Genomic DNA, 26,744 nt, shown 5'->3' with positions numbered 1-26,744 from the left:
GGCACGGCGACGCGGCGCAACGCTGCGGCGATGCACGGGTGGCGGACTGTTGCGCAGCGCAGCATCGTGCGTGCTGCGGACGGGCATGCCGCAGGCGGACATGGGGTCGGCACGTGGCTGGCGTGGCGCCTGATGGGTGGCCGCGTCCCGCTTTGCCGGGTGCGCTTCGGTCCGCAGCGCCTGCCGCGTGTGCACGGCACGCCAGCGCGCCACCCGGCGCGGGCATGGCCGATGGCAGCCGCGGCCCCGGGTTCCACGCGCGTCTATACTCGCCCGCTGACCGTTTTCCGGAGCGCAGTCTTGGGCGCCACTTCCCCGACCTACCCCGCCACCAGCGACGACTTCCTCGGCCATCCCAAGGGCGTGTTCGTCTGCTTCTTCACCGAGATGTGGGAGCGCTTCTCCTTCTACGGCATGAAGGCGCTGCTGCTGCTGTACATCCTCAAGTACCACCTGTTCGGCGACGACGCCGGCTACGACCTGCTCGGTGCCTATGGCGGCCTGGTCTATGCGGTCCCGGTGCTCGGCGGCCTGCTGGCCGACCGCTACCTGGGCATGCGCAAGGCGGTGGTGCTGGGCGCTGTGCTGCTGGTGCTGGGGCATCTGGGCATGGCGTTCGAGGGCGAACAGGCGCGCATCGTCGATGGCGTGGTGGTCCGCGACGAGGCCGCGCTGCAGGTGTTCTACCTGTCGCTGGCGCTGATCATCATGGGCGTGGGTTTCCTGAAGCCGAACATCTCGACCATCGTCGGCAAGCTGTACGCGCCGGAGGATCCGCGCCGCGATTCGGGCTTCACCCTGTTCTATGCCGGCATCAACGTCGGTGCGCTGTTCGCCAGCCTGGTCTGCGCCTTCCTCGGCGAGACCTACGGCTGGAAGTACGGCTTCGGCGCCGCCGGCATCGGCATGGTCGCCGGCCTGATCGTGTTCCTGTGGGGCCAGAAGTACCTGTACGGCCACGCCGAGCCGAACGACCCGGCCAAGCTGGCGCAGAAGGTCGGCCCGCTCAGCCGCGAATGGTGGATCTACCTGGGCAGCTTCGGCGGCGCGCTGGTGGTGTGGCAGCTGATCCAGCGCACCTGGACCGTGCATGGCGCGATGCACCTGATCGCCATCGCCCTGCTGGCCTGGTTCGTGTGGTTCCTGGTCAAGCACTGCAACCGGGTCGAGCGGCAGCAGATGCTGGCGCTGGTCGTGCTGATCGTCGGCGTGCTGATCTTCTTCACCCTGTACGAGCAGACCTACGGCTCGTGGGTCACCTTCACCGACCGCCTGCTGACCAAGGACCTGTTCGGCCTGACGCCGGGCGGCTACACCCCGGGCGTGCCGTGGGCGATCTTCGCGCTGGGCGCCAGCCCGGTACTGATGGTGATCGCACTGCGCGCCAGCGACCGCGGCAACACCGGCCTGGCCCGGACGATGGCGGCGGCGCTGGTGCTGGCGCTGGCCATCGCGCTGGTGCACGACGTGGTGCTGGTGCCGCAGACCGCCGGCTCGCTGACCTTCCTGGGCGCGTTCTTCATCGTGGTGCTGGCGCCGGTGTTCTCCTGGCTGTGGCCGTGGCTGGACAGGCGCGGGCTCAACCCGAGCAAGCCGGCCAAGATGGCGATCGGCCTGATCTTCGCCGGCCTGGCCTTCGTGCCGCTGCTGATGGCCGCGCAGACCGCGGGCGGCGGCGTGCTGGCCAGCGTGTGGTGGCTGGTGCTGGCCTATTTCCTGCTTGAACTGGGCGAGATGTGCCTGTCGCCGATCGGCCTGTCGGCGGTCACCCAGCTGTCGGTGGCGCGCGTGGTCGGCCTGATGATGGGCGCGTTCTGGCTGGCCACCGCCTACTCGGAGGTGCTGGCCGCGCAGTTCGGCAAGCTGACCTCGCTGGAGGTCGCCGAGGGCGAGGCCATCGACATGGCCGTGGCCGCGGCGAAGTACGCCGACCTGTTCCAGATCATGCTGTGGATCGGCGTGGGCTCGGGCGTGGCCTACTTCGTGCTGACCCCGCTGGTGCGCCGCTGGATGCACGGCGTGCGCTGATCGCCGCATCGCCCCGGCGATGCCCTCCAAAGAAGTCCGGAAGGCCCGCAGCGATGCGGGCCTTCTGCGTGTGCCTCACGCCCATGGTGACGAGCCGCGCGTCGCGCGGCCCGGCGCGGTGACGGCCGATCGGAAAGGACGGCGAGCACCGTCTGCCGCCGGGCTGCCTCCGCCCGGGCGATACGCGGCCGGCGTCGCGGGAACCGGGACGGATCGCCACGGCCGCCGCGCCACCGGTGCACGCTGGCGCCGGCGTGTGTCGGCGCCCTCCGCAACGCGGATCCGAAGGAGCGCAACCGCCCTTGCACCGCACCGGCGACGCCAAGCGCGACCTCGCCTGCTCGCCGGCTCAGTCTCCTGGCGTCTCATGCAGCCCGGTCAGCAACTTGGCCAGCAGCGCATCGAGCTGTGCCTGCTCCTTGCGCGTGAGCGCGGCCACTGCCTGCTGCTCGTTGGCGACGTGCAGTGGCAGCACGCTGTCGATCAGGGCCAGGCCGGCGGGCGTGAGCCTGACCAGGATGCTGCGCCGGTCCTCGGGCGAGGGCATGCGCTCGATCAGGCCCTTGCGTTCGAGCCGGTCGAGGCGGCTGGTCATCGCGCCAGACGACAGCATCAGGCTCTCGTACAGGCCGGTCGGCGTCAGCGCATACGGCGCACCGCTGCGTCGCAGCGTGGCCAGCACGTCGAACTCGCCGCGATGCAGTTCGAAGCGTGCGGCCAAAGGCGAAAACCAGTCGCGATCCAGCACGTGCGCCGCTTCCATCACGCGCCCGACCAGTGCCATGACCGACGCATCGAGGTCCGGACGTTCGCGCTGCCATTGCGCCCTGGCGCGTTCGGCTCGGTCCACCATCACTCCTCCATTCCCTGATCGCTCGACATCGTCCCACTCATGATGCCTTGTTTCCATGATTCTGCAGGAATATATTTCGATATCAAGATATATTGCATCGAGGCAAACATGGCGCATGTCCGCCCCTGGCTGATGACCATCGCGATCGTCGCCGTCGCGCTGAATCTGCGTCCTGCCCTGGCCGCCATCGGCCCGCTGCTGGACATGATCGAAGCCGACACCGGTGCCTCGCACACGCTGTCCAGCCTGCTAACCGCCCTGCCGGTGTTCGTGATGGGCGCCTGTGCGCTGGGCGGGCGCTGGATCGCCGACCGGCTGGGCGAGCGGCGCGGTGTCGGCCTGGGTATCGCACTGGTACTCGCCGCATGCGTGGCCCGGCTTGCGGTCCATGGCATCGATGGCCTGCTGCTCACCGCAGTGGCTGCGGGCATCGGCATCGCGCTGGTGCAGACACTGCTGCCGTCCTTCATCAAATCCCGCTTCGGCGCGCGTGCCGGCAGCGTCTTCGCGCTCTACACCACCGGCATCATGGGAGGCGCGGCCATCGCGGCGATGTCGGCCTCCGGCCTCGCCACCCACTGGGGCTGGCCGGCCGCGCTGGCGGCCTGGGCGCTGACGGCACTGCTGGCACTGCTGCTGTGGCGGCTGGCCGCACGCGCGCGGACGGCCAACGGCACGCCCGCAGACGCGGTGGCCACGGCAGCGGCGCCGCGCGCGTTCCGACGCAACCGGCGCGCATGGGCGCTGCTGGTCTTCTTCGGCATCGGCACCGGCGCGTACACGCTGGTACTGGCCTGGCTGCCTCCGTTCTACACGGGACTGGGCTGGTCACCGGCGGCGGCCGGCTTCCTGCTCGGCGGCCTCACGCTGGCCGAAGTCGCCGCCGGTCTGGCGGTCTCCGCCTGGATCGGCCGCTTCCCCGACCGGCGTGGGCCGCTCGTTGCGGTGCTGCTCCTGCTGATTGCCGGCCTGCTGTGCCTGATCACGGCGCCTGCAGCGCTGGCACTGCCGGCCTGCCTGCTGCTCGGCGTCGGCATCGGGGCGCTGTTCCCGCTGTCGCTGATCGTCGCGCTCGACCATATCGACGACCCGGCGCAGGCCGGCCTGCTGGTCGCCTTCGTGCAGGGCGGCGGCTACATCATCGCCAGTGCGATGCCGCTGCTGGCCGGCGTGCTCCGCGACCGGTTCGCGAGCCTGACCCAGGCCTGGGTCGTGATGCTGGCGGGCGCGCTGGTGCTGGTCGCGCTCGGCCTGCGCTTCTCGCCCGCCTCGTACCGGCGCATCGGCCCATGACACGGTCCGCGCGCTGGCGCGACGTACTGCTGACCGCGCTGGCACCGGCGATCTGGGGATCGACCTATCTGGTCACCTCGCACGGATTGCCGCCGGGCCTGCCCCTGACCGCTGCAGTGCTGCGCGTACTGCCGGCCGGGCTCCTGCTGCTGGCCTGGACCCGGTCCCTGCCGCGCGCCGCCGACCGCTGGCGTCTGCTGGTGCTGGCGGTGCTGAACATCGGTGTGTTCCAGGCCCTGCTGTTCGTGGCGGCCTACCGCCTGCCCGGCGGTCTGGCGGCGGTGCTGGGCGCCATCCAGCCGCTGCTGGTGCTGCTGCTGGCGTGGGTCGTGGACCACCGGCGTCCGGCCGCCGCGGCGGTGATCGCATCGGCAAGCGGCGTGGCCGGCATGGCGATCCTGCTGGTTTCGCCACAGACGGTCTGGGAACCGGTCGGCATCGCCGCCGCGCTGGTGGGCGCGGCATGCATGGCCGCCGGCACCTGGCTCGCGCACCGCTGGCGGCTGGACATGCCCGTGCTGGCATCGACCGGCTGGCAGTTGCTGCTCGGCGGCGCCCTGCTGCTGCCGGCGGTCTGGCTGAGCGGCGAACGCCTGCCGGTGCTGACGCTGTCCCAGCTGGGCGCCTACGCCTACCTGTCACTGGCCGGTGCGCTGCTGGCCTACGCGCTGTGGTTCCGCGGTGTCGCCCGCCTGCCGCCGGTGGCGGTCGCATCGCTGGGACTGCTCAGCCCGCTGACCGCGGTGCTGCTGGGCTGGAGCGTGCTCGGCCAGGCGATGACCGGCACGGCGCTGGCCGGTCTGGCACTGGTGCTCGGCAGTGTGCTGGCCGTGCAGTGGCTGGCACGGCCGCGATCCTCACGGCCGCAGGGCGACGCCGGCCTCGGCTCGCACCGCATCGCCGGTTGACGCCACGGCGCCGGTGCGCGGCACCAGCCGGTGCCAGCCACGGGCGTAGGCCAGCGATCCCCACAGCGCCTGCATCTGCGCCTGCCGCACCAGCGGCGGCGACACCGGTGCAGGCAGCAGGCGTCCACCGGCGCGGTCGTAACGGAACTGCGCGGGCGCTTTCTGCGGCTGCAGCACCACCACGTCCTCGTCCTGGAGCCAGGCGAAGTTGCGGTCGTACTGCATCACTGCGCGACCGGGCAGGGTCATCGCCGGATCGGACAGGTCGCGGCCGGTCATCGGCGTCGGGTCATCGATGCCGACCAGCGACAGCAGCGTGGGGCCCAGGTCGATCTGGCTGGCGATGCGCGCATCGGTCCGCGGCGCGATGCCGCCGCCCAGGATCAGGCCCGGGATATGGAAGTTGTCCACCGGCACCAGGTCGCGCCCGAACACCCGCGAGTCGTGGTCGGCGACCACCAGGAACACCGTGTCCTTCCAGTAGTCAGAGGCCATCGCCCGCTCGAAGAACCCGCCCAGCGCGTGGTCGGCGTACTTCGCCGCGTTGTCGCGGGTGGCCAGCGGCTGTTCGTAGGGCTCGATGCGGCCTTCTGGAAACTCGAACGGGTCGTGGTTGCTGGAAGTGAACACGAAGCCGAAGAACGGCGTGCCGGCCGCATGCAGGCTGCTGAATTCCTCGTCCGCGCGCGCGAACAGATCCTCGTCCGAGACGCCCCAGGAGCCGACGAAGGCCGGGTTGCGATGGTCGCGCCGCTCGATCACCCGCTTGAAGCCATTGCCCAGGAAGAACCCGCGCATGTTGTCGAAGTGGCTTTCGCCGCCGTAGTAGAACGTCGTGTCGTAACCGTTGCGGGCCAGCACGTCGGCCAGGGTGAAGAACCCCTGCTGGCTGTCGGGCCGTTTGACCACCGCCTGCGCCGGCGTCGGCGGGAAGCCCGACACCACCGCCTCGATGCCCCGCACCGAGCGCGTGCCCGTCGCATACAGGCGGGTGAATGCCCAGCCCTGTGCGCTCAGCCGGTCGTAGTGCGGCGACAGCGGCCGTCCGCCCAGGCTGCCGATGAACTGCGCGCCCAGGCTCTCTTCCAGCACGATCACCAGGTTGCGCGGACGTCCCTGCCAGATCGGCGTGCGCGCGGCCAGCGTGGGCAGTGCCGGATCGGTGAACGCGCCCGTCGCGAGCCCGCTGTCGACGCGCATCGCCGCAACCACCTCGGCCTCCGGCAGCGCACCGTACAGCGCCTGCGCGGTTTCCTCGTGCTGCAGCCAGTCGCGCAGCGCATGCGCCAGCGAATAGAACGAGTTCAGCGGCAGCGCGTTGACCGTGGGATTACTGCTGAAGGCCAGCATCGCCGGATTCATCGGCCGGTGGCCCAGCGTGGAGCGCACCCCGAGCACGCCGACGGCCAGCACCAGCACCGCCAGCGCGCAGCGGACCACCACGCCATCGCGCCCGGCATGCGGCGCATTCCACCAGCGCGCTGCCAGCCACAGGCTGGCCCAGGCGCCGGCCATCGTCAGCAGCAGCACCAGCGCGCATTCCAGCGGCCGCCCGCCGACCAGCATCGACAGGACTTCCCTGGGGTAGACCAGGTACTCGACGAACACCCGGTTCGGACGCAGGCCGTACTCCTGCATGAAGCCCGGCGTGGCCAGCTCCAGCCACAGCAGCACGGTCATCGCCGCGGCCAGCCACAGCAGCGCCGCGCGCCGGAACCACGCCCGGGCGCGCAGCCGCGCCGGCGCCAGCAGCAGCACCAGCGCGACCGGGACGTACAGCAGGCACAGGCTGGCGATGTCCACCCGCAGCCCCTGCGCAAGCACCCGTCCCCAGCCGTCGGCCTCGGACACGTCGGCGTGCTTCCACAGCGACAGCGCCAGGCGCGAGACGCCCAGCACGCCCAGCCCCAGCACGAACATCCCGAGCACCGGCTTCAGCCGGCCGATCGGCCCGGCCAGGTCCATGCGCATGCATCCACTCCACTCTCCCGCGCAGGCCGCGGCGGCGCGCAGCATCGGCGCGGGCATGTCGGAAGCGGATCGGAAACGTGTCGGAGAGATGTCGGAGCGCCGGCGACGCGCGCCGTATCATGCGCCCATGCCGTCGCCCTGCCTGGAGATGCCGATGCGCCTGCTGGTGGTCGAGGACAACCGCAACCTGGTCGGCAACCTGTTCGAGTACTTCGAGGCACGCGGCCACGAGATGGATGCCGCGCCCGATGGCATCGTCGGGCTGCACCTGGCGGTGACCCAGTCCTACGACGCGATCATCCTGGACTGGATGCTGCCGCGGCTGGATGGCTGCGCGCTGCTCAAGCGGCTGCGCGAGCATGCGGTCGACACGCCGGTGATCATGCTGACCGCCCGCGACGAGCTGCCGGACAAGATCGCCGGCTTCCGCGCCGGCGCGGACGACTACCTGACCAAGCCCTTCGCCCTGCCCGAGCTCGAGGTCCGGCTGGAGGCGCTGCTGGTCCGTGCGCGAGGACGGCGGACGCCGCGCACGCTGCAGGTGCACGACCTGCGACTGGATCTGGACACCCTGGAAGCCAGCCGCGCCGGCCAGCCGCTGCACCTGTACCCGGCCGGACGCAAGCTGCTGGAACTGCTGATGCAGGCCAGCCCCGCAGCGGTCGAGCGCCAGCAGCTCGAACACGCGCTGTGGGGCGATGCGCCGCCCGATGGCGACATGCTGCGCTCGCACGTCTACGAGCTGCGCCGCAGCGTCGACGGCCCGTTCGAGACCAAGCTGATCCAGACCCTGCCGCGCTTCGGCTACCGGCTGGCCGTGCCCACCGACCCGCGGCCCGCCGCATGAAGACCGCGCACAGCCTGCGCACCCGCATCCTGTACTGGCTGGGCGCCTACGCGCTGCTGCTGGCCGCCGGCGTGTCGCTGCACGGCTTCCTGGTCAACGAGTACGCCGAGCGCCTGCTCTGGGACTCGCTGCTGCAGACCGAGTTCGAACGGCACATGGAGCGCCGCGCCAGCGACCCGGCCTACCGCTGGAGCGACTCGGACAGCCTGCGCCTGTACATCGACGGCAGCGGCACGCCACCGCCTGCGATCGTCGACACCCTGCCCGACGGCATCCACGACGAGGTCGAGATGCCCGACGGCACCGAGATCCTGGTGCTGATCAAGCATGTCGACGGCATCCGCCATGTGCTGACCCTCGACATCACCGAAATGGAACGCGAGGAAGACCGCCTCACCCTGTTCATCCTCGGCTCGGCCGTCGCCCTGGTCACGCTGATGGGTGGCCTGATGGCGCTGGGCCTGGGCCGTGCACTGCGCCCGCTCACCACGATGGCCGCCGACATCGCCATGCTCAGCCCCGACCGCAGCGGCCAGCGGATCGTGCCGGGCGCTCCGGCCAGTTCGGAGCTGCTGGTGATCGCCGGCGCGCTCAACGACTACCTGCAGCGCAACGAGCATTTCGTCGAGCGCGAGCGCACCTTCATCAACACCGCCAGCCACGAACTGCGCACGCCGCTGGCGGTGATGACCGGTGCCGCCGAACTGGCCCTGGCGTCCGCCGACGTCCCTGCCGCCACCGCCCACCAGCTGGGCCGCATCCAGCGCACCGCGGCCGACATGAACCAGATGGTCGCCCTGCTGCTGGCCCTGGCCAAGGATCCGGCACGGCTGGCCCAGGCCAACCAGCCGATCGAACTGGCCGGCCTGCTGCCGGCCATCATCGACGACCATCGCCACCTCACCCGCGACAAGGCCCTGCAGATCGCGCTGGAAGCACCCGCGCCCTGCACCATCATCGCCCCGCCCGGCGTGGTCCGCGCCACCGTGGGCAACCTGCTGCGCAACGCCATCGAGCACAGCGACGACGGCCGCATCGACGTGGTCCTGCAGTCGGACGCCACCGTCGTCATCCGCGACCCCGGCCACGGCATGACGCCCGAGCAGATCAGCGCGATCTATTCGCGCCTGGCCCGCACCGGCGAGCCCACCAGCGACGGCATCGGCCTGGAACTGATCGCCCGGGTCTGCGAACACCTCGGCTGGTCGCTGGACATCCAGTCCGATCCGGAACGCGGCACGACGGCCACGCTGCGGCTGCGGCGGGACGCGACAGCGTGACGTGATCAACGTGGGCACGCGGGCGATCGCAGGCGCGAGCCGGCGATGCGACGCTCACCTCCTGTCCCGACCGTGCCACGGCGCCGACGGCCCCACCGCGGTCGATCCCCCGCCGTCGATACCGCCAGGGCGCAAGCGCTCCATTCGCGGCCTCCCGGCTCGGCGCCGTCCGCTACACAGCGTGCGCACCGCCGACGGCTGCCACCCGCCAGACGTTGCGCCGATGGTGTCGGGACGCGGCGGGAGGCCTGGCGTGGTCCCGGCGATCATCCGGACTCATGCAGACCGGACGCCCTGCCATGAAGGCTTCCGTGCGTGCGCGCTTCGTCCGCCTCCACCGCGCAGCTACGTCCGGCTGCCCACGTACGCGCGAAACGGCCAGCGCCGCACACCGACAGCCGCTGGCCGCGTCGGCCTTCGCCACCGGCAGCATCGCCTGGACACGGCGGATGCATCTGCGTCACGCGCCTGCACTCTCCTGGCATCGCGCGATGCTGACCCGCACACCTCCGGCAGCCTGCGGGACACCAACACACTGTTGCGTCCGCCGCCGGACACCGGCGATCGGATGCGCGCGGGCCACGCCGTCGCCTGCACCCGATCGCGTTTGAGCTTTTCTTGAAGGCCGCACCCCAGGCTGGATGTGTTCCCGCACGCAACCGCTTCGGCATGGCAGTCCGCACGCCGTCATGCGTTGCCGGTCCACGTCCCTACCACCCCTCGTCGCCGGCACCGCACCGCGACGAAAACCCGAGAGAGGTTCGAATGCGCATCAGCCGACGTGCCGTGATGAAGGTCCTGGCAGGCCTCGTGGGTCTGGCGACATTGCTGGGGGTGCTCTGGTGGTGGCTGTTCGCGCTCAAGCCCTACGCCATCACGCCCGAACAGATGCGCGCCGGCTACGCGTACGAGAGGCCGGCCATGCTGCAGGCGCAGCTGACGCCGCTGGACGGCAGCGGCACCGTGCACGGCATCGAACTGCAACTGCCGGGCCTGGATGGCAGCCCGCTGTCCGGACGCCTGCTCTATCCCGGCGATCCGGCACGGGCCGACGCGCCCTACCCGGTGCTGATCGGCCTGCATGCACTGGGGCGCAGCCACTACCGCTGGTGGCACGGCGAGCACAAGGGCGGCGCCACGCGGGAGAACACGCACCGCATCACCGAGCTGGCGCTGCAGCGCGGCTACGCGGTGCTGGCGGTGGACGCGCGCAACCATGGCGTGCGCAAGGATCTGGACCACACCGTGCTGCAGGTGATGGAAGACCTGCATCTGTGGGGAAAGCGCGAACCCTACGAGCGGATGATCGTCGACAGCGTGCGCGACTACCGGCTGCTGCTGGACTGGGTGCAGACCCAGCCGCAGCTGGACAGCGGCCGCATCAACGTCGCCGGCTACAGCATGGGCGCGCAGATGGCCCTGCTGCTGGGCGGCATGGACGACCGCGTCGACGCGGTGCTGGCCATCGTGCCGCCGCACCTGGACGACAAGGTCGCCATCGCTTCGCCGCGCAATGCGGCGGCTGGCCTGGTCGGAAAAAAGGTCTGGCTGCTCAGTGCGGACGACGACGAATACGCCAGCGCGGCGCAGAACCGCGCCCTGTTCGACGCGTTGCCGACTGAGGACAAGCGCCACGTCCGGTTCGCCGGTGGCCACCTGCTGCCGGCGGACTACCCGGACGCGCTGGGCGACTGGTTCTGATCCAGCGCACCGGTGCCAAGGCACGCAAGGCGGTACCGCCGCGGCGCAGTCGCCGGACTCACCCCCTTCGGCACGCCGCGAACACATCCAGCTCCCGCTCGTACACGCTGCTGCGCACATCGAACAGGCCGAGCATGGAGTGGTAGACGTTGTCGTGGCTGTACTCGCGGTTGTCGGCGCGGTAGCGCAGGCAATCCAGGTTGAGCTGCGCGTTGCGGGCGAACTCCGGCGAGAACCACATCACCATCGGCACCCGGGTCTGCTCGTCGGGCGCGATGATGTACGGGGTGCCGTGCAGGTACATGCCGCGTTCGCCCAGCGATTCGCCGTGGTCGGACACGTAGAGCATCGCCACGTCGCGCTGCTCCGCGTAGTCCTGCAGCAGGTCGATGGTCCTGCCCAGCATGCGGTCGGTGTAGACCAGCGTGTTGTCGTAGGTGTTGGTCAGCGCGGCGTTGCTGCACTTCTGGATCTGGTTGCTGTCGCAGGTGGGGGCGAAAGCGCGGCTGTCCGCCGGATAGCGTTCGAAGTAGGTCGGCCCGTGGCTGCCCATCTGGTGCAGCACGACCAGCGCATCGCCCGGCATCGCGTCGATGCGCTCGCGCAGCCGGTGCAGCAGCACGTCGTCCAGACAGGTGCCGTCCTTGTTGACGCACAGGCCTGGGACCTTCGTCGCCGGCATGTCGTCGGTCGGTACGCGGGCGCAGACGCCCTTGCAGCCGCCGTTGTTGTTGTTGCGCCAGAGCAGGTGGACGCCCGTGCGCTGCAGGATGTCGAGCAGGTTCTCCTCGGTGGCCGCGCGCACGTCGTCGTACTGCGGACGGACCATGCGCGAGAACATGCAGGGCACGGAAATGGCGGTGGCCGTCCCGCAGGACGACATGTGTCTGAAGCTGATGATGTCGTCACGCTGCGACAGCACCGGATTGGTCGCCCGCCCGTAACCATTGAGCTGGAAGTTGCGGGCGCGTGCGGTTTCGCCCACCACGACGATCACCAGCCTGGTCCGCGCACCGTTGGGCTTCTGTGGCCGGGTGGCGTCCTCGGCCACCGTACGCAGCGGCTGCGAGGTCGCGCTGTATTTGCGCTTCAGGTAACCATTGGTGTTGCGCACGAAATTGAACGGCAGCACCTGGTCGCGGATCTCGCGGTTGTTGCGCAGCAGCGAGGCGTAGTCCTTGTAGAACGGCAGGGTGACCACGGCCAGCACGGCCAAGGTCGCCAGCAGGTTGCCCAGCCACCACAGCAGGCTGCGCAGCGGGCGCCCGGCGGCGCGTGTGGTCAGGCAGGCGCTCAGTGCGGCCGGCAGCACGCCGAGCACCAGGATGTTGAGCAGCAGCGGCAGGGAAACGTACGAGCTGAGCTCGGCCTGGTTGGTCTCGAAGAAGTTCTGCACCATGCTGCGGTCGATGAGCACGTTGTAATGGAGCATGAAGTAGCTGCAGCCGGCGCTGACGACCACCAGCAACGCGAGCACCGGCTTGCGTACGTACGGCAGGGCCAGCAGAGGCGACAGCGCCAGGTTGAACAGGCAGAAGAAGAACACCGGCAGGCTGACGAAGAACAGCAGGCTGCGCAGGCTGTCGATCTCCACCGTCGACCACAGCGTCCTCCACAGCACCACATTGCCGATGGTGGCGAAGAAGAAGGCAGCCGCCCACGTCAGCTGCACGGGGTGCAACTGCAAAGACCTCAATCGTCGAAACACGCGCAAATCCCGGTGAAAAAGCGCGCGCAGTCTTGAAAACCGCCTGTCAGGATGTTGTTAGAATGCCGCCCACCATGACCCGCCTGCTCATCATCGAAGACAACCCGGAGCTGGTGGCCAACCTCTACGCCTTCTTCGAACCGCTGGGCTACGTGCTGGACGATGCACGCGATGGCGCCAGCGGCCTGCGCCTGGCCACACAGAACGACTACGACGCCATCCTGCTCGACCTGATGCTGCCGCGGCTGGACGGCATGGCCCTGTGCCGGATGCTGCGCCAGGAGTTCCAGAATCCGGTACCGGTGCTGATGCTGACCGCGCGCGACCCGGTCGACGACCGCGTGCAGGGCCTGGCGCTCGGCGCGGACGACTACCTGGTCAAGCCCTTCTCGCTCAAGGAACTGGACGCGCGCATCAAGGCGCTGGTGCGCCGCGCCCAGGGCCGCCAGGTGCAGGGCACCCTGGGCTGGGACGACCTGCAGGTGGATACCCGCGCACCACGGGCCTGCCGGCAGGGCCAGGCCATCGACCTGACCCCCAGCACCCACAAGCTGCTGCTGTGTCTGGTGCGCGCCGCGCCGGAGGTCGTGCGCAAGCAGGAGATGGAGTACCTGCTCTGGGGCGACGACCCGCCCGACAGCGGCGCGCTGCGCACCCACATCCACGAGCTGCGCCAGCTGGTCGACAAGCGGTTCGACACCGCCCTCATCGAAACCGTGCACGGCGTCGGCTGGCGCCTGCATGATGCGCGCAGGGCCGCGTCGGCCTGACCACCGGGGCGGCAGGGCCACCATCATGAAATCCGCTTTCAGCCCGATGTCGCTGCGGACGCGCATCACGGTGTCGTTCGTGATGCTGATGGTCGCGGTGATGGGGTTCGTGGTCCTGGCCGAACAGCTCGACTACGACGAGCTGCGCGCCTATGTCATTTCCGAAACCCTGCACAGCGAGATGCGCCGGGTGGAGGGCGAGATCGCCGCGGGTGTCACGCCGGCCATGCCCGAAGGCAGCCGTCTCTACGACGCGCGCAGCGTGCCCGAGGACCTGCGCAGGTACGCCCCGGGCTACCACAGCGTGGAGGAGGCCGACGTCTGGCACCTGATGGTGTTCGACATCACGGGGAAGCGCTATTACCTGCTGCAGGACGGCGCGTATTACGCCTACCTGGAGCACGTGATCGACGCCTACGCGGTGGTGGTCATCCTGCTGTGCATCCTCTGCGCGTTCTGGATCGGGCGTTTGACGGCCGAGCGGGTCATCGCCCCCATCACCCGCCTGGCGGACGCGGTGCAGCGCAGGCAGAAGCCCTTCCCCTTCCAGGACGCGCGCGACGAGATCGGCGTGCTGGCGCGCGCCTTCGCGCAGCACAGCGACGAGACCGAGCAGTTCCTGCAGCGTGAGCGCTGCTTCGTGGGCGATGCCAGCCACGAACTGCGCACCCCGCTTGCCATCATCGCCGGCGCGGCGGAGACCATCGTCCACCAGCTGCCGCCCGACAGCCATCTGGTGGCCAGCGCCGACCGCATCGTGCGTACCACCGAGGAGATGCAGCGCCAGCTGGCCTGCCTGCTGCTGCTCTCGCGCGACCCGCACAACCTGGCCCGCAGCGTGGTGCCGCTGCGCCCATTGATCGAAGAGTGCATGGCGCGCTGCCAGCCCTGGCTGGCACGAAAGCCGGTAGCGCTGGTGCTGGACGCACCGCAGGACGCCCACGTCCACACCAACGCCGAACTGGCGCGCAGCGTGGTCTGGAATCTGCTGCGCAATGCCTGCCAGTACACGGATGCCGGCGAAGTGCGCATCGCTCTGCACGGCACCACGCTGGTCATCGCCGACACCGGCCCGGGCCTGCCGCCCAGCATCGACCCGCAGCAGTTCCAACGCTTCGCACCCAGCGCCCGCCAGAGCGGCGAAGGCCTCGGCCTGTCCATCGTGCAGCGCATCGTCGAGCATCTGGGCTGGCGCATGACGGTCGACAGCTCGGACCAGGGCTGCCGTTTCAGCCTGGACATGCGCGACGCGCCGTAAAGACCACACCCGGTGTTCGCGTTGCACAGGAGTGCCTGTCTCATCGTGCGCAGCGGATCGGCGCACCCGCACACGCACACGCTGACGCGACGATCACCGGCACCACGCGCGATCGCCATGCAACGGCGCCGCGCCTGACGACTTTCTGACAGGCCCGCCCCCATCCTGCGCGCTGTCCGCGCCGTCCAGGAGAGTGCATGTCATCGCCCCGCCCCGCCGTCACCGGCAAGTACCAGCACGGCAAGACCGGCTTCAGCCGCATCCTGCACACCCTGCGTTACTCGCGCGACGGCTTCCTCGCCACCGTGCGTGGCGAGGCCGCGTTCCGACAGCTGCTGGCCCTGCATGCCGTGCTGATCGTCGTGGCCTGCGTGCTCGACGTGAGCCCGGTCGAGCGTGCCTTGATGCTGGCGGTCTGTTTCATCAGCCTGCTGACCGAACTGCTCAACTCCGCCATCGAAGCGGTGGTCGATCGCATCTCGCTGGAACGCCACCCGCTGTCCAAGAACGCCAAGGACATGGGCAGCGCCGCACAGACCACGGCCCTGCTGATGGTGACCGCGGTCTGGGCGGCGATCCTGCTGGGTTAGCCAGCGCCTGCGGCACGACGCCGCCGGCGCCTGGAAGGAAGACCCGGTCCGGGCCGGGAAACACTGTTGCCGACAAGGCGCCAGGACAGCCCCCGGGAGACAGCGCCCAGCATCCCGCCCACGAAAAAGCCCGCTCGACGCGGGCTTTTTCATTCCATCAGACAGCACCCGCCTCAGAACGGGATGTCGTCGTCCGCGAAGTCGTCCATCGGCGGAGCCGACTGCTGGGCCGGCGCGTTGCGCTGCTGGCCGCCGCCCTGGCCGTAGTCGTTGCCGCCGCGGGACTGCTGGCCGCCCTGGCCACCACCGCCGTACTCGCGACGCGGGGCCGCCGATCGCTGCGGGCGCTCGCTGCGCTCGAAGCCGCCGCCGCCCTCGCCGCCGCCGGCGCGGCCGCCGAGCATCTGCATCTCGTTGGCGACGATGTCGGTGGTGTACTTCTCCACGCCGTCCTGGCCGGTGAACTTGTCGTAGCGGATCTCGCCTTCGACGTAGACCTGCGAGCCCTTGCGCAGGTACTCGCCGGCGATCTCGCCGAGCTTGCCGAAGAACACCACGCGGTGCCATTCGGTGCGTTCCTGGTTGTTGCCATCGCGGTCCTTGCGGACGCTGGTGGTGGCCAGGCTGACACGGGTCACCGCCATGCCGCCCTGGGTGTACTTGACGTCGGGATCGTTGCCGAGGTTGCCGACCAGGATGACCTTGTTGATGCCGCGTGCCATAGCTTTGGGGTTCCGTTCTCGTCGCCCGGCGGGTCCGGGCAAGGGCAGTGAAGTATACCGGGGCCGGCCCCGCCATCGGTCCATCGCCATTAACGGGGTCAGAAGTCAGCCCGTCCGGCCTATAATTCCCCGTCGTCCCAAGGCTTTCCCATGGCAATCGATCAGTCCGCCCGTCCCCACGCCACGCTCCCGCAGATCCAGGCCCTGGCGGCCGCCGACATGGCCGCGGTCGATACCCTGATCCGCACCCGGCTGGCCTCGGACGTGGTCCTGATCAACCAGATCGCCGAGCACATCGTCTCGGCCGGCGGCAAGCGGCTGCGGCCGATGCTGGTGCTGCTGGCCGGCCGCGCCTGCGGCACCCCGGGCGCCGACCACCACCAGCTGGCGGCGATCATCGAGTTCATCCACACCTCCACCCTGCTGCACGACGACGTGGTGGACGAGTCCGACCTGCGCCGCGGCCGCAGCACGGCCAACGCGATCTGGGGCAATGCGGCCAGCGTGCTGGTCGGCGATTTCCTGTACTCGCGCAGCTTCCAGCTGATGGTGGAACTGGACCGGATGCCGGTGATGCGGATCCTGGCCGACACTACCAACCGCATCGCCGAGGGCGAGGTGCTGCAGCTGCTGCACGTACGCAATCCGGACACCGACGAGGCCGCCTACCTGCGCGTGATCGAGCGCAAGACCGCGGTGCTGTTCGCCGCCGGTACCCGCCTGGGCGCGCTGGCCTCCGGCGCGGACGAAGCCACCCAGCAGGCGCTGTACGACTACGGCATGGCGCTGGGCTACGCGTTCCAGATCGCCGACGACGTGCTGGACTACACCGCCGACGCTGCCGACCTGGGCAAGAACCTGGGCGACGACCTGGCCGAGGGCAAGGCCACGCTGCCGCTGATCCACGCCATCGCCCATGCCGAGGGCGCGACCCGCGAGCGCCTGCGCGCCATCGTCGAGCAGGGCGACAGCGACGCGCTGCCCGAAGCGATGGCCGCCATACGGGCCAGCGGCGGCATCGAGTACAGCCGCGCGCGCGCATTCGAGTTCGCCGCAGCGGCCGAAGCCGCGCTGGACGCGTTGCCGGACAACGAGGCCACCGCCGCGCTGCGTGGCCTGGCCCGCTACGCGGTGGAACGCACGCACTGATGGCCGAAGGCTTCAGTGCGGCCGAGCGCGACGCGCTGCTCGCCACCAGAGGCGTGGGCCCGACGGTGATCGCGCGGCTGGAGCAGATCGGCTACCGCTCGCTGGCGCAACTGGCCGACGCGAGCGTGGAGGACATCACCGGCCAGGTCGCGGCGATGCTCGGCACCACCTGCTGGCGCAACAGCCCGCAGTCGCGGGCGGCGATTGCCGGGGCGATCGCGGCGGCGCAGGCTGCGGTGGCACCTGCAGCCTGAGCGCCTTCTGCGGCGCGGCGCATGAGCACCACGCGCGGCGTGCAGCCCGCTCAGGGCAAGGCGTCGTAACCTTCGCCGAATCCGGACAGGTCCAGCGGCAGGTACACGCGAGCCGGCGCCTCGAACTCGCGCATGCCCAGCCGCACCTGGCTGCCGGCACGCAGGTCGGCCAGCAGCTCCGGATCCAGCGGCACTTCCACGTAGCAGCCCTCGCTGTAGCAGCGGTTGAACGGCAACTGCCCGACCGCGCGGCCGTCGATTTCCAGTTCCACTCCGCTGTCGAGCAGCACGCCCAGCGGCGTACGCAGCCGCAGCACGCGCATGTCGGCGGGGCGCTGCATCTTCATCACGATCGCGCTGATGGTCACGTCGGGCCGTTCGGCCAGCCGTGTTTCCTGCACCAGCGCGCAGTCGTCGGACGCCCTGCCGACCGGCGGCCCGCACAGCAGCGACCACGCGCCATGCGCGGCGCGGGTGCCGCCGGTGCCGGCATCGGACTGCGGCTGCGCGAAGGCGACCGGGCTGCCGGCGAGCAGCAGGAACACAGCGGTGAGGCCACGTGCCAGACAGGCGCGTGGGCGGGTGCGATGCCGCATGCGCGCCTCAGTCATCGAAGCGCTCGTCGAAGAAGCCGTCGAGCATGCGGTAGGCACGCGCAGCCGCGCGCGGGTCGTACTGGCAGCCCGGGCCGCTGTTGGCATCGGCTTCGGCGAAGCAGTGCACCGCGCCGCTGAAGTTGACGAACTGCCAGTCGGCACCTGCCGCATCCATCTCCTTCCCGAAGCCGGCGATCTCCTCGGCGCTCACATAGGTGTCGGCTGCACCGTTGAGTACCAGCAGCGGTGCCTTCACCGCACCCTGCCCGGCCGGCAGGTCGGTGCCGAGCGCGCCATGCAGGCTGACCACGCCGGCCAGCGGTGCACCGGCGCGCGCCAGTTCCAGCACCGCGGTGCCGCCGAAGCAGTAGCCGACCGCGCCGAGCTTCGACGCATCCAGCGGCGCGCTGCCGGCCTGCTGCTTGAGCACCTCCAGCGCCTGCGCGGTGCGCGTGCGCAGCAGCGGGCGGTCGCCACGCAGCCTGCTCGCCACCGGCCCGGCCTCGGCATCGGTCTTCGGCCGCACATCCTTGCCGTAGACATCGGCCACCAGCACCACGTAATCGTCGCCGGCCAGGCGCTTGGCGGTTTCGACCGATGCCGGGCTGACGCCCTTCCAGTTCGGCACCATCACCAGGCCAGGACGCGCGTCGTCGCTGCTGTCGTCGTAGACCAGCACGCCACTGAAACGCTCGGCGCCGTTGCTCCATTCGACCGGCTGGGTGCGCATGGCGGCGCTGGCAGAAAACGCCATCGTGGCGAGGATGGCGCTGGAGAGGGCAGCGAGGATCGGCAGGCGCATGGCATGACTCCGTCGGTGGATGGGCGGAGTCTAGCGGGTGGGCGGTCATGGCGCGGCATCACGCCGGATCGATCCCGGATCGATGTCGGACCGGATCGCCTGCGATGGTGGAGCTGCATCGGGGACTGATGCGAAGTCGAGACGACGGTTGGAGGACGGCCGCCTCGCCTGGCTCACGTATGCCGCCCGTGGTGGTGGGGTGCTCGCCGCGGCGGCGGGAGGGTGGTCGGGGCTGCGGCCCCTCCTACAGCGGACGTGGCGTCGCACGGTTGCCGTGACCGCGGGTGGCCGCGGCCGACCGCGTGCGGAGCCTAATCCGTAGGAGGCCGCTCGAGGCCGACCGCCATGTCGGGGCATGCAGTGGCCGCACCTGCCTTCATGCATCCGCCGCGGCGGCGGGAGGGTGGTCGGGGCTGCGGCCCCTCCTACGGCAGCGTGCCGTCGCACGGTTACCGTGACCGCGATCGGCCGTGGCTGACCGCGTGCTGAGCCTAATCCGTAGGAGGCCGCTCGAGGCCGACCGCCATGTCGGGGCACGCAGCGACCGTACCTGCCTTCATGCATCCGCCGTGGCGGTGGGAGAGTGGTCGGGGCTGTGGCCCCTCCTACGGCGGATGTGGCGTCGCACGGTTGCCGTGACCGCCGGTGGCCGTGGCCGACCACGTACTTAGCCTAATCCGTAGGAGGCCGCTCGAGGCCGACCATGTCGGAGCATGCAGTGGCCGCACCTGCCTTCATGCATCCGCCGCGGCGGTGGGAGGGTGGTCGGGACTGTGGCCCCTCCTACGGCGGACGTGGAGCCGCACGGTTGCCGTGACCACGGATGGCCGTGGCCGACCACGTGCTTGGCCTAATCCGTAGGAGGCCGCTCGAGGCCGACCGCCATGTTGGAGCATGCAGTGGCCGCACCTGCCCTCATGCATCCGCCGCGGCGGTGGGAGGGTGGTCGGGGCTGTGGCCCTTCCTACGGGGTCAGGCGACGCCCAGGCCGGGGATCGCGCTGATCGCGTCGGGGTCGAAGCCGGCCAGGCTGGCGAAGTGGCGGCCGCGTTCGACGTAGTCGCGGTAGGCGCCGAAGCTGGGGGCGCCGGGCGACAGCAGGACGATGCCGCCCTCCTCGCCCAGCGCATCGCGGGCCAGCCGCATCGCCTGCGGCAGATCGGCGGCGGCGTGCAGGCCGAAGCGGCCGGCCTCGGCCAGCGGCTGCAGCAGCGCATGGATGCGCGGGCCGTTGGCGCCCATCGTCACGATCTCCAGCGGCGGCGTGTCGTGGGTCATGTGCAGGACGAAGTCGCTCCAGTCCAGGCCGCGGTCGTGACCGCCGACCAGCAGTGCGATGCGGCGCCCGGCGAAGCAGTCCAGCGCGGCGAGGCTGGCGTGGGGCGTGGTACTGATCGAGTCGTTGACCCAGGTGACGCCATCGCGCGTGCCGATGCGCTGCAGGCGGTTGGGCAGCGGCCGGAAGCTCTGCACGGCCGGTGCCAGCGACACCGCATCCAGGCCCAGCGCCTCGATCGCAGCCAGCACCGCGCACAGGTTGCCGCGGTTGTGGCGGCCGGGCAGCGGCGTGTCGCGGGTGTCGAACACGGCCAGCTCGCCGCGGTGCACGACCTCGCCGCGCATGTGCCAGCCCTCGGACCGGTTGAACCAGATCACCGTGCTGTGCGGCAGCTGCAGCTGCGCCAGGTGCGGGTCGTCGGCATTGAGCACGGCGATGCGCGGCGCGGCGGCGGTGACCAGCTTGAGCTTGTCCTCGATGTAGCGCTGCTCGCTGCCGTGCCAGTCCAGATGCTCGGGGAACAGGTTCAGCACCACAGCCACGTGCGGATGCACGCCGGAGGCGGCGACATCGCCGGTCTGGTAGCTGGACAGTTCGATCGCATGCAGCTCGGCCGGGGGCAGCTGGTCCAGCTCCAGCAGCGGCAGGCCGATGTTGCCGGCCAGTGCGGTGCGGTGCCCGCCCGCGCGCAGCAGATGCGCGAGCAAGGCGGTGGTGGTGCTCTTGCCCTTGGTGCCGGTGACGCAGACGGTGCGCGCGTGCGGATGCTCGGCGAACCACAGCGTGGTGCCGCCGATGAAACGCGTGCCGGCCTGCGCGGCGGCCAGCGCCTCGGGCGAGTACGGACTGATGCCGGGCGACTTGATCACCACGTCGAACCCCGACAGCGCCTGCGCATCGACCTGCTCGCGCGTGCTCAGCCAGGCATCGCCGAGCGCGGCCGCATCGGCGGCCTCGCTCGCGTTGCAGAACAGGGTCAGCGGCAGCTGCGGCAGCTGCGCGCGGATCGCACGCCAGGCGGCGCGGCCCTCGCGGCCCCAGCCCCACAGTGCGACCCGCAGGCCATCAAGCTGCGAAACGCGCACCGATCCGCTCCCAGACCGCGGCCGGGACGCGATGCTCGCCGACGATCTCCAGCAGCGGCTCCAGCGCCAGTTCGGCCGGGTCCAGCTGCGGCTGGATCTCGCGCACGAAGCGCGCCACCAGCGCGTCCTCGCGCCAGTCGGCACGCGCGGCCAGCAGCGCCATGGCGGTACGCGATTCCCGGCCTTCGCCAACGCATTCGAACGGCTTGTGATCCTGGAACTCCAGCAAGGCATCGAAGCCCGGCGCCAGCGCGATGTCGTCCAGCAGGTTGCGGCCGAAGATGCGCACCAGCCGCGGCTTGGGCATGAACGGCGCCAGCGCCAAGAACACGAAGTGGCACTTCGGGCACAGCCCGCACCAGCGCTGCGCCGGTTTCTCGCCGAGGATGTGGAAGTTGCGGTTGCAGCTGGAGAAATGCGCGTCGTAATGATCGGTGCGCGCGAACTGCCGCGCCACCGCCAGCTCCGACAGCGGGCGCAGCAGCGAGTAGTAGTGCAGGTCGGCGGCGACGCTGCGCTCGACATGCGCGCCGAAGGCCTGCTCGAACGCCCAGCCCTTCGACCACTGGTGGTTCACCTCGCCGGTGCCTGGGATGATGCTGCCGTAGCTGGCCGAACGCTCGTTGGAGAACACCACCTGGCCGGCATTGGTCAGCACCGCGGCCAGCACCAGGATGGCCGAGTTCACCGCGGTCACCGGGATGTGGCCGTTGTACGCGCCCTGGCGGTTGATCTCGAACAGCTCCGGCGCCAGCGCGCGGCCGATGTTGAGCGTCGCCAGGCCGGTGCGCTCGGCGCAGGTGCGGATCAGCTGCGAACCGCCGATCCAGGTGACGGTCTGCTCGACGCCCGCGGCGCGCAGGGCCTCGATGCTGACCAGCGAATCCTTGCCGCCACCGATGGCGACCAGCGCGCGTGCATCCAGGCCCAGCACCGGCGCGCCATCGCCTTCGCCAGGCATCACGTCGGCGACCGGAAAGCGGATCCGGCCGTGCAGGTCCAGTCCGTTGCGGTAGGCGAACTCGCCCAGGCCGTTGAGGTAGACCTGCTCGGCCAGCGCGGCGGTGGCCGCGTCGATGCCCTCGCCCTCGATGACGATGGTCGGCGGCACCGCGGCCTTGTAGTAGCTGACGCCGGCGATCAGATGCAGCAGGCGCAGCGCACGCTGCACCGCGACGGCGCGCGCGCCGTCCAGCACGAACGGCGCGCCGGGAATGGTGACCGTCTCGACCAGCTCGGGGCCGTCGTCGAAGGCATAGACCAGACGCGCCACGCCGTCCTGCGGGTCGAACGTGCAGCGCACGAAACGGAAGGTGGTGATGGCGTCACGCTTGAACATGCACTCAGGACTCCGCACGAACAGGATTGAGCCGGGCGCGGTGGCGACGGCAGGAAGAACGGACAGCCGGCGAGCGGCCCGATGCGCTCATCGGGCGGGCTCCAGCCGCAGACGCTGGAGGCGCAGGTACCGGGTGGAGACCGGCAGCATCAGCAGCCACGCGGGCACTCCGCCGATCACCAGCGCGAAGAAGCCCAGGAGCGCGCCGTTGTCGAGCGCACGCAGCAGCCGGCCGGAAACCGGCCCCTCGGGCAACTGGAACCACGCCTGCAGCGCGACCGCCAGCACGAACAGCGCCATCGCCACCAGCACGGTGAAGAACGCCAGGCCGATCGTCGGCCAGTAGCGCCGGCGACAGCCGACGAACAGGCGCCAGCCCCCGGTCCACAGCGCCGACAGCGCCGCGGCGATACCCGCCGCAGGCGCGACCAGCCCCAGCATCTCGCCGAACTCCCTGCGCACCATCAGCCACAGCCCGACCATCGCCAGGACGACGGCGAGGCTGCCTGCCACCAGCGCGAACTCAATCCGCGGCGGCATCGAGCACATCCTCGGCCGGCAGCGCGCGGTGGTTGTAGGTGTTGGCCATCGAGTAGCCGTACGCGCCGGCATCGGCGATCAGGATCACGTCGTCGGGAGTGGTCGTGGCCGGCAGGCGCCGGCGCTTGCCGAACACGTCGCTGGATTCGCAGATCGGGCCGACCACGTCGAATACGCCATCGGCGGCCTCGTCGAGACGGCTGAGGTTGGCGATGTCGTGCCAGGCGTCGTACAGCGCCGGGCGGATCAGCGTATGCATGCCGGCATCCAGGCCGACGCGCAGCACACCGTCCTTCTCGACCACCTGGCTGGCGTTGCAGAGCAGCACGCCGGATTCGGCCACCAGGAAGCGGCCAGGCTCGATCGCCAGCTGGAACGCCGGGTGCACCGCGCGCACGTCGGCGAGGCCGGCGGCCCAGGCCTCGAGGTCGAACGGTTCGTCGTCGGCGGTATACGGGATCGGCAGGCCGCCACCGATGTCGATGATGCCGACGCTGCCGATGCGGCGGGCGAAGCCGGCCAGTTCGTCGCACATCAGGCGCCAGTGGCCGGCGGTTTCCACGCCGCTGCCCAGGTGCGCGTGCAGGCCGACGATGGCGACGTCCAGCGCGCGCGCGGCATCGACGAATTCGTCCACGCGCGCGACCGACAGGCCGAACTTGGACGCCTTGCCGCCGGTGTTGACCTTCTCGTGGTGGCCATCGCCGTGGCCCAGGTCGATCCGCACCCAGATCTGGCGACCGCGGAAGATCTCCGGCCAGCGCCGCAGGGCCTCGACGTTGTCGACGGTGACGGTGACGCCCAGCGCGAACGCCTCGGCGTACTCGTTGCGCGGCGCGAAGCTGGGGGTGAACAGCACCCGCGCCGGATCCATGCCCGGCACGGACGCGAACACGTGGCGCAGCTCGCCCAGCGACACGCACTCCAGGCCGAAGCCTTCCTCGACCATCGTGCGCAGGAGCGCCGCGTGCGGGTTGGCCTTGATCGCGTAGTAGCGCCGGTCGACCGCCGGGATGGCGGCCAGCGAGCGTGCACGCTCGCGCACGGTCGGCAGGTGGTAGACGTAGCGCGGCGTGCCGGTCCCCGCGCTGGCCAGCAGGCGCGCGCGCTCGGCCGGCTGCTGCCACCACGGCTGCTGCCGCGGACGCACGCTGCCGTTGATGTCGCGCCAGCGCGGACCGAACACCTCGTTCTCCAGCACCGGCATCGCGCCACCGTCGATCAGCGCGGCGTGCAGCGTCGGCAGCAGGCCGTCCGCGTCGGCTTCATCGATGACGAAGGTCAGGTTCAGGTCGTTGGACGACTGCGAGATCATGTGCACGCGCTCGTGGCCGAACGCGGCCCACACGTCCGACAGCCGGTGCAGCAGCGAGCGCATGCCGCGGCCGACCAGGGTGATGGCCGCGCACTGCACGATCACCTTGACCCGGCCGATCTTCTCCAGGTCGGCGGCCAGCGCCGACAGCACGTCGTCGTTGAGCAGGTTCTCGCTGGGGTCCAGCGACACGGTCACATTGGTCTGCGAGGTACCGATCATGTCGACGGACAGGCCGTGCTTGCGGAACAGCGCGAACACCTCGGCCAGGTAGCCGACCTGCTGCCACATGCCGATGTCCTCCACCGACACCAGCACCACGCCGTTGCGTCGGCTGAGCGCCTTGACGCCGGGCACGGTGGCCGCGCTGCGGTCGATCGAGGTGCCGGGCAGGTCGGGCCGCTCGGTATCGAGGATCGCCATCGGCACGCCGGCGTCGCGGCAGGGCTTGATCGAGCGCGGGTGCAGCACCTTGGCGCCGGTGGTGGCGATTTCCTGCGCCTCGGCGTAACCGAGCCGGGTCAGCAGGCGCGCATCCGGCACCTCGCGCGGGTTGGCGCTGAACATGCCTGGCACGTCGGTCCAGATCTCCACGCGCGCCGCACCGAGCAGCGCACCGAAGTACGCGGCCGAGGTATCGGAGCCACCGCGGCCGAGGATCGCGGTGCCGCCGTCGGCATGACGCGCGATGAAGCCCTGGCCGATCAGGAACCGGCTCGGCTGCGCGTCGAAGCGTGCCCGCCACGCGGCATCGGACTGCCACTGGCAGTTCACCGACAGCCGCTGCGACCACGGGCTCTGGTCGTCCTGCGGCGGCATCGCGCAGATCCAGTCGCGCGAATCGATCCAGCCGATGTCCAGGCCGCTCGCGTGCAGGTAGGCCGCACCGATGGTGGACGACAGCAGCTCGCCCTGCCCCAGCACTTCCGCCTGCCAGTCCAGCGGGCGCGTCGCCGCGCGCGGGTCGGTCAGCAGGCCGCGCAGCGCCGCCAGGCGTTCGCCCAGCACCGCATCGGCATCCAGGTCGAGCTCGGCCAGGAAGTCGCGGTGGCGCTGCTCGAGCGCGGCCACGCGCCGGGCGCTGTCGTCCGTGCCATCGGCGATCGCGGTCAGTTCGTTGGTGACGCCCGACAGCGCCGACACCACCACCAGCACCCGCGCACCGGTTTCGTCCGCACGTTTGTTCGCCAGTTTGCCGATCGTGTCCCAGCGATGACGACGCGACACCGAGGTGCCACCGAACTTGAGGACGATCCACCCGCCGGAGGCGGGCGCTTGCACGGACGAAGCTGCGGACATGTCTGCCTGGGGACCACCCGACCATCGGGCATGAACGGTCGATTCTAGCGGAAATCACCCGCCGTCCCGGCCGCGCTGCCACGCTTGCGGACCGGTCGGGCGCGCAGGCCCGACCGTTCATCGACGGCGCCGGCCGGGTGCCCGCTGACGGCCGGTTCCGGGCGCCGGCCAGCGGACGCGCCGCTGTCATCGACCGCGCATGATCCAGGTGCGGTGTGGTTGCTAAGCTCCGCGCTTTCCCGCGCAGGATCGCCCCCATGTCTCCACGCCCCTTCGTCCAGGTGGACGTGTTCGCCGACCGCCCCGGCGCCGGCAATCCGCTGGCCGTGGTGCTCGATGCCCGCGGCCTCGACGATGCGGCGATGCAGGCCATCGCCCGCTGGACGCGGCTGCCGGAGACCACCTTCGTCTTCCCGGCCACGCGCCCGGAAGCGACCCACGCGATCCGCATGTTCAGCCCCAAGCGCGAGGTGCCGTTCGCGGGCCACCCCAGCGTCGGCACCGCGCATGCGGTGCTGGACGCGGGCCTGGCCACACCGCGCGACGGCCTGCTGGTGCAGGAGGGCATCGCCGGCCTCCTGCCGCTGCGTGTGGATGTCGCCGACGGACGCCGCAGCATCGCCATCCGCACCCCGCGCGCGCGACTGGTCGAGACCGCCGATGCCCGCGGCAGCCGGATGGCCGAGGCCCTGGACTGGCTGCCGATGGGCGCGCTGCCTCCGGCGCTGATGGATGGCGGCCGGCGCTGGTGGGTGGCCGAGGCCCGCGACGAAGCCAGCCTGCGCGCCGCGCAGCCGGACTGGGATGCCATCTGCACGCTGGCCCGCGGCACCGACAGCATGGGCGTGCTGGCCTGGGCGCGCTGCCACGGCAGCGATTACCAGGTGGCCGCACGCGCCCTGGTCGGTGGCCCGGCGGTGTTCGAGGACGCGGCCTCCGGCGCGGCCAACGCGGTGCTCGCCGCCTGGCTGCAGCTGCGCGATGCCCTCCCAGGCGCGGACGGACGCTACCGGGTCAGCCAGGGCCGCGAAGTCGGCCACGACGCGCGTCTGGACATGCGGGTCGACGCCGATGGCGAGGTCTGGTCGGGCGGCCAGGTGGTCACCGTGATCCGCGGGGAGATCGACTGGACCTGAGTCGAGTGGCGGTCGGCCTTA

Annotated in this window: 22 protein-coding genes; 12 read left to right on the top strand and 10 right to left on the bottom strand. The window is 70.5% G+C overall.

Going from position 1 to position 26,744, the window contains the following annotated elements; all coding sequences use genetic code 11:
- Window positions 1-300: 300 nt before the first annotated feature.
- Window positions 301-2,028, top strand: a complete 1,728-nt coding sequence (locus IB242_RS02240; protein ID WP_225539962.1) for a peptide MFS transporter — start codon at window positions 301-303, stop codon at window positions 2,026-2,028.
- A gap of 349 nt (window positions 2,029-2,377) precedes the next feature.
- Here IB242_RS02240 and IB242_RS02235 read toward each other — a convergent pair whose 3' ends face one another.
- Window positions 2,378-2,881, bottom strand: a complete 504-nt coding sequence (locus tag IB242_RS02235; protein WP_225539960.1) for a MarR family transcriptional regulator — start codon at window positions 2,879-2,881, stop codon at window positions 2,378-2,380.
- A 108-nt stretch (window positions 2,882-2,989) separates the two neighbouring features.
- Between IB242_RS02235 and IB242_RS02230 the strand changes: the two genes are divergently transcribed.
- Window positions 2,990-4,174, top strand: coding sequence for an MFS transporter (locus IB242_RS02230; RefSeq protein WP_192275561.1), 1,185 nt, complete (start codon window positions 2,990-2,992; stop codon window positions 4,172-4,174).
- Entirely contained in the window at window positions 4,171-5,082 is a 912-nt protein-coding gene (locus IB242_RS02225; protein WP_192275560.1) for an EamA family transporter, read from the top strand. Before IB242_RS02230 ends, IB242_RS02225 begins: the two co-directional genes overlap by 4 nt.
- Here the strand turns inward: IB242_RS02225 and IB242_RS02220 are convergent.
- Window positions 5,032-7,053 (bottom strand): LTA synthase family protein, encoded by a 2,022-nt coding sequence (locus IB242_RS02220; RefSeq protein ID WP_225539958.1) that lies wholly within the window; start codon window positions 7,051-7,053, stop codon window positions 5,032-5,034. The genes IB242_RS02225 and IB242_RS02220 overlap by 51 nt on opposite strands.
- Before the next feature lie 154 nt (window positions 7,054-7,207).
- Here IB242_RS02220 and IB242_RS02215 point away from each other — a divergent pair, with 154 nt between their 5' ends.
- From IB242_RS02215 to IB242_RS02205, 3 genes are all read left to right on the top strand, one after another.
- Window positions 7,208-7,900, top strand: coding sequence for a response regulator transcription factor (locus tag IB242_RS02215; RefSeq protein ID WP_192277631.1), 693 nt, complete (start codon window positions 7,208-7,210; stop codon window positions 7,898-7,900).
- Window positions 7,897-9,180, top strand: a complete 1,284-nt coding sequence (locus tag IB242_RS02210; protein WP_192275559.1) for a HAMP domain-containing sensor histidine kinase — start codon at window positions 7,897-7,899, stop codon at window positions 9,178-9,180. The genes IB242_RS02215 and IB242_RS02210 overlap by 4 nt, the downstream gene beginning before the upstream one ends.
- A 789-nt stretch (window positions 9,181-9,969) precedes the next feature.
- The gene (locus tag IB242_RS02205) at window positions 9,970-10,881 is read left to right on the top strand and encodes an alpha/beta fold hydrolase (RefSeq protein ID WP_192275558.1); all 912 of its coding nucleotides are present in this window, start codon (window positions 9,970-9,972) and stop codon (window positions 10,879-10,881) included.
- A gap of 58 nt (window positions 10,882-10,939) precedes the next feature.
- Here IB242_RS02205 and IB242_RS02200 read toward each other — a convergent pair whose 3' ends face one another.
- Window positions 10,940-12,568 carry a phosphoethanolamine--lipid A transferase gene (locus tag IB242_RS02200; RefSeq protein ID WP_225539956.1) on the bottom strand — a complete coding sequence of 543 codons (1,629 nt, stop codon included), beginning with the start codon at window positions 12,566-12,568 and terminating at the stop codon, window positions 10,940-10,942.
- Between the two features lie 95 nt (window positions 12,569-12,663).
- On the opposite strand from IB242_RS02200, the gene IB242_RS02195 reads away from it, so the two are divergent.
- From IB242_RS02195 to IB242_RS02185, 3 genes are all read left to right on the top strand, one after another.
- The gene (locus tag IB242_RS02195) at window positions 12,664-13,359 is read left to right on the top strand and encodes a response regulator transcription factor (protein ID WP_192275556.1); all 696 of its coding nucleotides are present in this window, start codon (window positions 12,664-12,666) and stop codon (window positions 13,357-13,359) included.
- Between the two features lie 25 nt (window positions 13,360-13,384).
- Complete coding sequence (locus IB242_RS02190) at window positions 13,385-14,617, top strand: HAMP domain-containing sensor histidine kinase (RefSeq protein WP_192275555.1); 1,233 nt, start codon at window positions 13,385-13,387, stop codon at window positions 14,615-14,617.
- 197 nt (window positions 14,618-14,814) lie between these two features.
- The gene (locus tag IB242_RS02185) at window positions 14,815-15,207 is read left to right on the top strand and encodes a diacylglycerol kinase (protein ID WP_192275554.1); all 393 of its coding nucleotides are present in this window, start codon (window positions 14,815-14,817) and stop codon (window positions 15,205-15,207) included.
- 173 nt (window positions 15,208-15,380) lie between these two features.
- Here IB242_RS02185 and IB242_RS02180 read toward each other — a convergent pair whose 3' ends face one another.
- A complete protein-coding gene (locus IB242_RS02180; protein ID WP_192275553.1) occupies window positions 15,381-15,929 on the bottom strand; it encodes a single-stranded DNA-binding protein in 549 nt (182 codons plus the stop codon).
- A gap of 150 nt (window positions 15,930-16,079) precedes the next feature.
- Between IB242_RS02180 and IB242_RS02175 the strand changes: the two genes are divergently transcribed.
- Window positions 16,080-17,078: a polyprenyl synthetase family protein gene (locus IB242_RS02175; protein WP_192275552.1), complete on the top strand. Its 999-nt coding sequence runs from the start codon at window positions 16,080-16,082 to the stop codon at window positions 17,076-17,078.
- A complete protein-coding gene (locus IB242_RS02170) occupies window positions 17,078-17,332 on the top strand; it encodes a helix-hairpin-helix domain-containing protein (protein ID WP_192275551.1) in 255 nt (84 codons plus the stop codon). The genes IB242_RS02175 and IB242_RS02170 overlap by 1 nt, the downstream gene beginning before the upstream one ends.
- A 50-nt stretch (window positions 17,333-17,382) precedes the next feature.
- Here IB242_RS02170 and IB242_RS02165 read toward each other — a convergent pair whose 3' ends face one another.
- The 6 genes from IB242_RS02165 to IB242_RS02140 all read right to left on the bottom strand — a co-directional run bounded on the left by IB242_RS02165 (window position 17,383) and on the right by IB242_RS02140 (window position 25,569).
- On the bottom strand, window positions 17,383-17,943 hold the full coding sequence (locus IB242_RS02165; protein ID WP_192275550.1) for an invasion associated locus B family protein: 561 nt from the start codon (window positions 17,941-17,943) through the stop codon (window positions 17,383-17,385).
- A complete protein-coding gene (locus tag IB242_RS02160; RefSeq protein ID WP_225539954.1) occupies window positions 17,936-18,730 on the bottom strand; it encodes a dienelactone hydrolase family protein in 795 nt (264 codons plus the stop codon). Before IB242_RS02160 ends, IB242_RS02165 begins: the two co-directional genes overlap by 8 nt.
- A gap of 972 nt (window positions 18,731-19,702) precedes the next feature.
- Window positions 19,703-21,094 (bottom strand): UDP-N-acetylmuramoyl-L-alanine--D-glutamate ligase, encoded by a 1,392-nt coding sequence (murD, locus tag IB242_RS02155; protein ID WP_192275549.1) that lies wholly within the window; start codon window positions 21,092-21,094, stop codon window positions 19,703-19,705.
- Window positions 21,075-22,433, bottom strand: coding sequence for a UDP-N-acetyl-alpha-D-muramoyl-L-alanyl-L-glutamate epimerase (gene murL, locus IB242_RS02150; protein ID WP_192275548.1), 1,359 nt, complete (start codon window positions 22,431-22,433; stop codon window positions 21,075-21,077). Before murL ends, murD begins: the two co-directional genes overlap by 20 nt.
- 87 nt (window positions 22,434-22,520) lie before the next feature.
- Window positions 22,521-22,973 (bottom strand): hypothetical protein, encoded by a 453-nt coding sequence (locus IB242_RS02145; RefSeq protein ID WP_192275547.1) that lies wholly within the window; start codon window positions 22,971-22,973, stop codon window positions 22,521-22,523.
- Window positions 22,957-25,569, bottom strand: coding sequence for a bifunctional aspartate kinase/diaminopimelate decarboxylase (locus IB242_RS02140; RefSeq protein WP_192275546.1), 2,613 nt, complete (start codon window positions 25,567-25,569; stop codon window positions 22,957-22,959). Before IB242_RS02140 ends, IB242_RS02145 begins: the two co-directional genes overlap by 17 nt.
- A gap of 275 nt (window positions 25,570-25,844) precedes the next feature.
- Between IB242_RS02140 and IB242_RS02135 the strand changes: the two genes are divergently transcribed.
- Entirely contained in the window at window positions 25,845-26,723 is an 879-nt protein-coding gene (locus tag IB242_RS02135; RefSeq protein ID WP_192275545.1) for a PhzF family phenazine biosynthesis protein, read from the top strand.
- Window positions 26,724-26,744 lie beyond the last annotated feature (21 nt).

The organism is Xanthomonas sp. XNM01, assembly GCF_014851915.1.
Lineage (GTDB): Bacteria > Pseudomonadota > Gammaproteobacteria > Xanthomonadales > Xanthomonadaceae > Pseudoxanthomonas.
This window is presented reverse-complemented; position numbering and strand designations above follow the sequence as displayed.

What these genes read in the sequence shown, in the direction of transcription:
- IB242_RS02235 (WP_225539960.1), bottom strand. Translation starts at nt 2,881, where the DNA reads ATGGTGGACCGAGCCGAACGCGCCAGGGCGCAATGGCAGCGCGAACGT.
- IB242_RS02230 (WP_192275561.1), top strand. Translation starts at nt 2,990, where the DNA reads ATGGCGCATGTCCGCCCCTGGCTGATGACCATCGCGATCGTCGCCGTC.
- IB242_RS02225 (WP_192275560.1), top strand. Translation starts at nt 4,171, where the DNA reads ATGACACGGTCCGCGCGCTGGCGCGACGTACTGCTGACCGCGCTGGCA.
- IB242_RS02220 (WP_225539958.1), bottom strand. Translation starts at nt 7,053, where the DNA reads ATGCGCATGGACCTGGCCGGGCCGATCGGCCGGCTGAAGCCGGTGCTC.
- IB242_RS02215 (WP_192277631.1), top strand. Translation starts at nt 7,208, where the DNA reads ATGCGCCTGCTGGTGGTCGAGGACAACCGCAACCTGGTCGGCAACCTG.
- IB242_RS02210 (WP_192275559.1), top strand. Translation starts at nt 7,897, where the DNA reads ATGAAGACCGCGCACAGCCTGCGCACCCGCATCCTGTACTGGCTGGGC.
- IB242_RS02205 (WP_192275558.1), top strand. Translation starts at nt 9,970, where the DNA reads ATGAAGGTCCTGGCAGGCCTCGTGGGTCTGGCGACATTGCTGGGGGTG.
- IB242_RS02195 (WP_192275556.1), top strand. Translation starts at nt 12,664, where the DNA reads ATGACCCGCCTGCTCATCATCGAAGACAACCCGGAGCTGGTGGCCAAC.
- IB242_RS02190 (WP_192275555.1), top strand. Translation starts at nt 13,385, where the DNA reads ATGAAATCCGCTTTCAGCCCGATGTCGCTGCGGACGCGCATCACGGTG.
- IB242_RS02185 (WP_192275554.1), top strand. Translation starts at nt 14,815, where the DNA reads ATGTCATCGCCCCGCCCCGCCGTCACCGGCAAGTACCAGCACGGCAAG.
- IB242_RS02180 (WP_192275553.1), bottom strand. Translation starts at nt 15,929, where the DNA reads ATGGCACGCGGCATCAACAAGGTCATCCTGGTCGGCAACCTCGGCAAC.
- IB242_RS02175 (WP_192275552.1), top strand. Translation starts at nt 16,080, where the DNA reads ATGGCAATCGATCAGTCCGCCCGTCCCCACGCCACGCTCCCGCAGATC.
- IB242_RS02170 (WP_192275551.1), top strand. Translation starts at nt 17,078, where the DNA reads ATGGCCGAAGGCTTCAGTGCGGCCGAGCGCGACGCGCTGCTCGCCACC.
- IB242_RS02165 (WP_192275550.1), bottom strand. Translation starts at nt 17,943, where the DNA reads ATGACTGAGGCGCGCATGCGGCATCGCACCCGCCCACGCGCCTGTCTG.
- IB242_RS02160 (WP_225539954.1), bottom strand. Translation starts at nt 18,730, where the DNA reads ATGCGCCTGCCGATCCTCGCTGCCCTCTCCAGCGCCATCCTCGCCACG.
- murL (WP_192275548.1), bottom strand. Translation starts at nt 22,433, where the DNA reads ATGTTCAAGCGTGACGCCATCACCACCTTCCGTTTCGTGCGCTGCACG.
- IB242_RS02145 (WP_192275547.1), bottom strand. Translation starts at nt 22,973, where the DNA reads ATGCCGCCGCGGATTGAGTTCGCGCTGGTGGCAGGCAGCCTCGCCGTC.
- IB242_RS02135 (WP_192275545.1), top strand. Translation starts at nt 25,845, where the DNA reads ATGTCTCCACGCCCCTTCGTCCAGGTGGACGTGTTCGCCGACCGCCCC.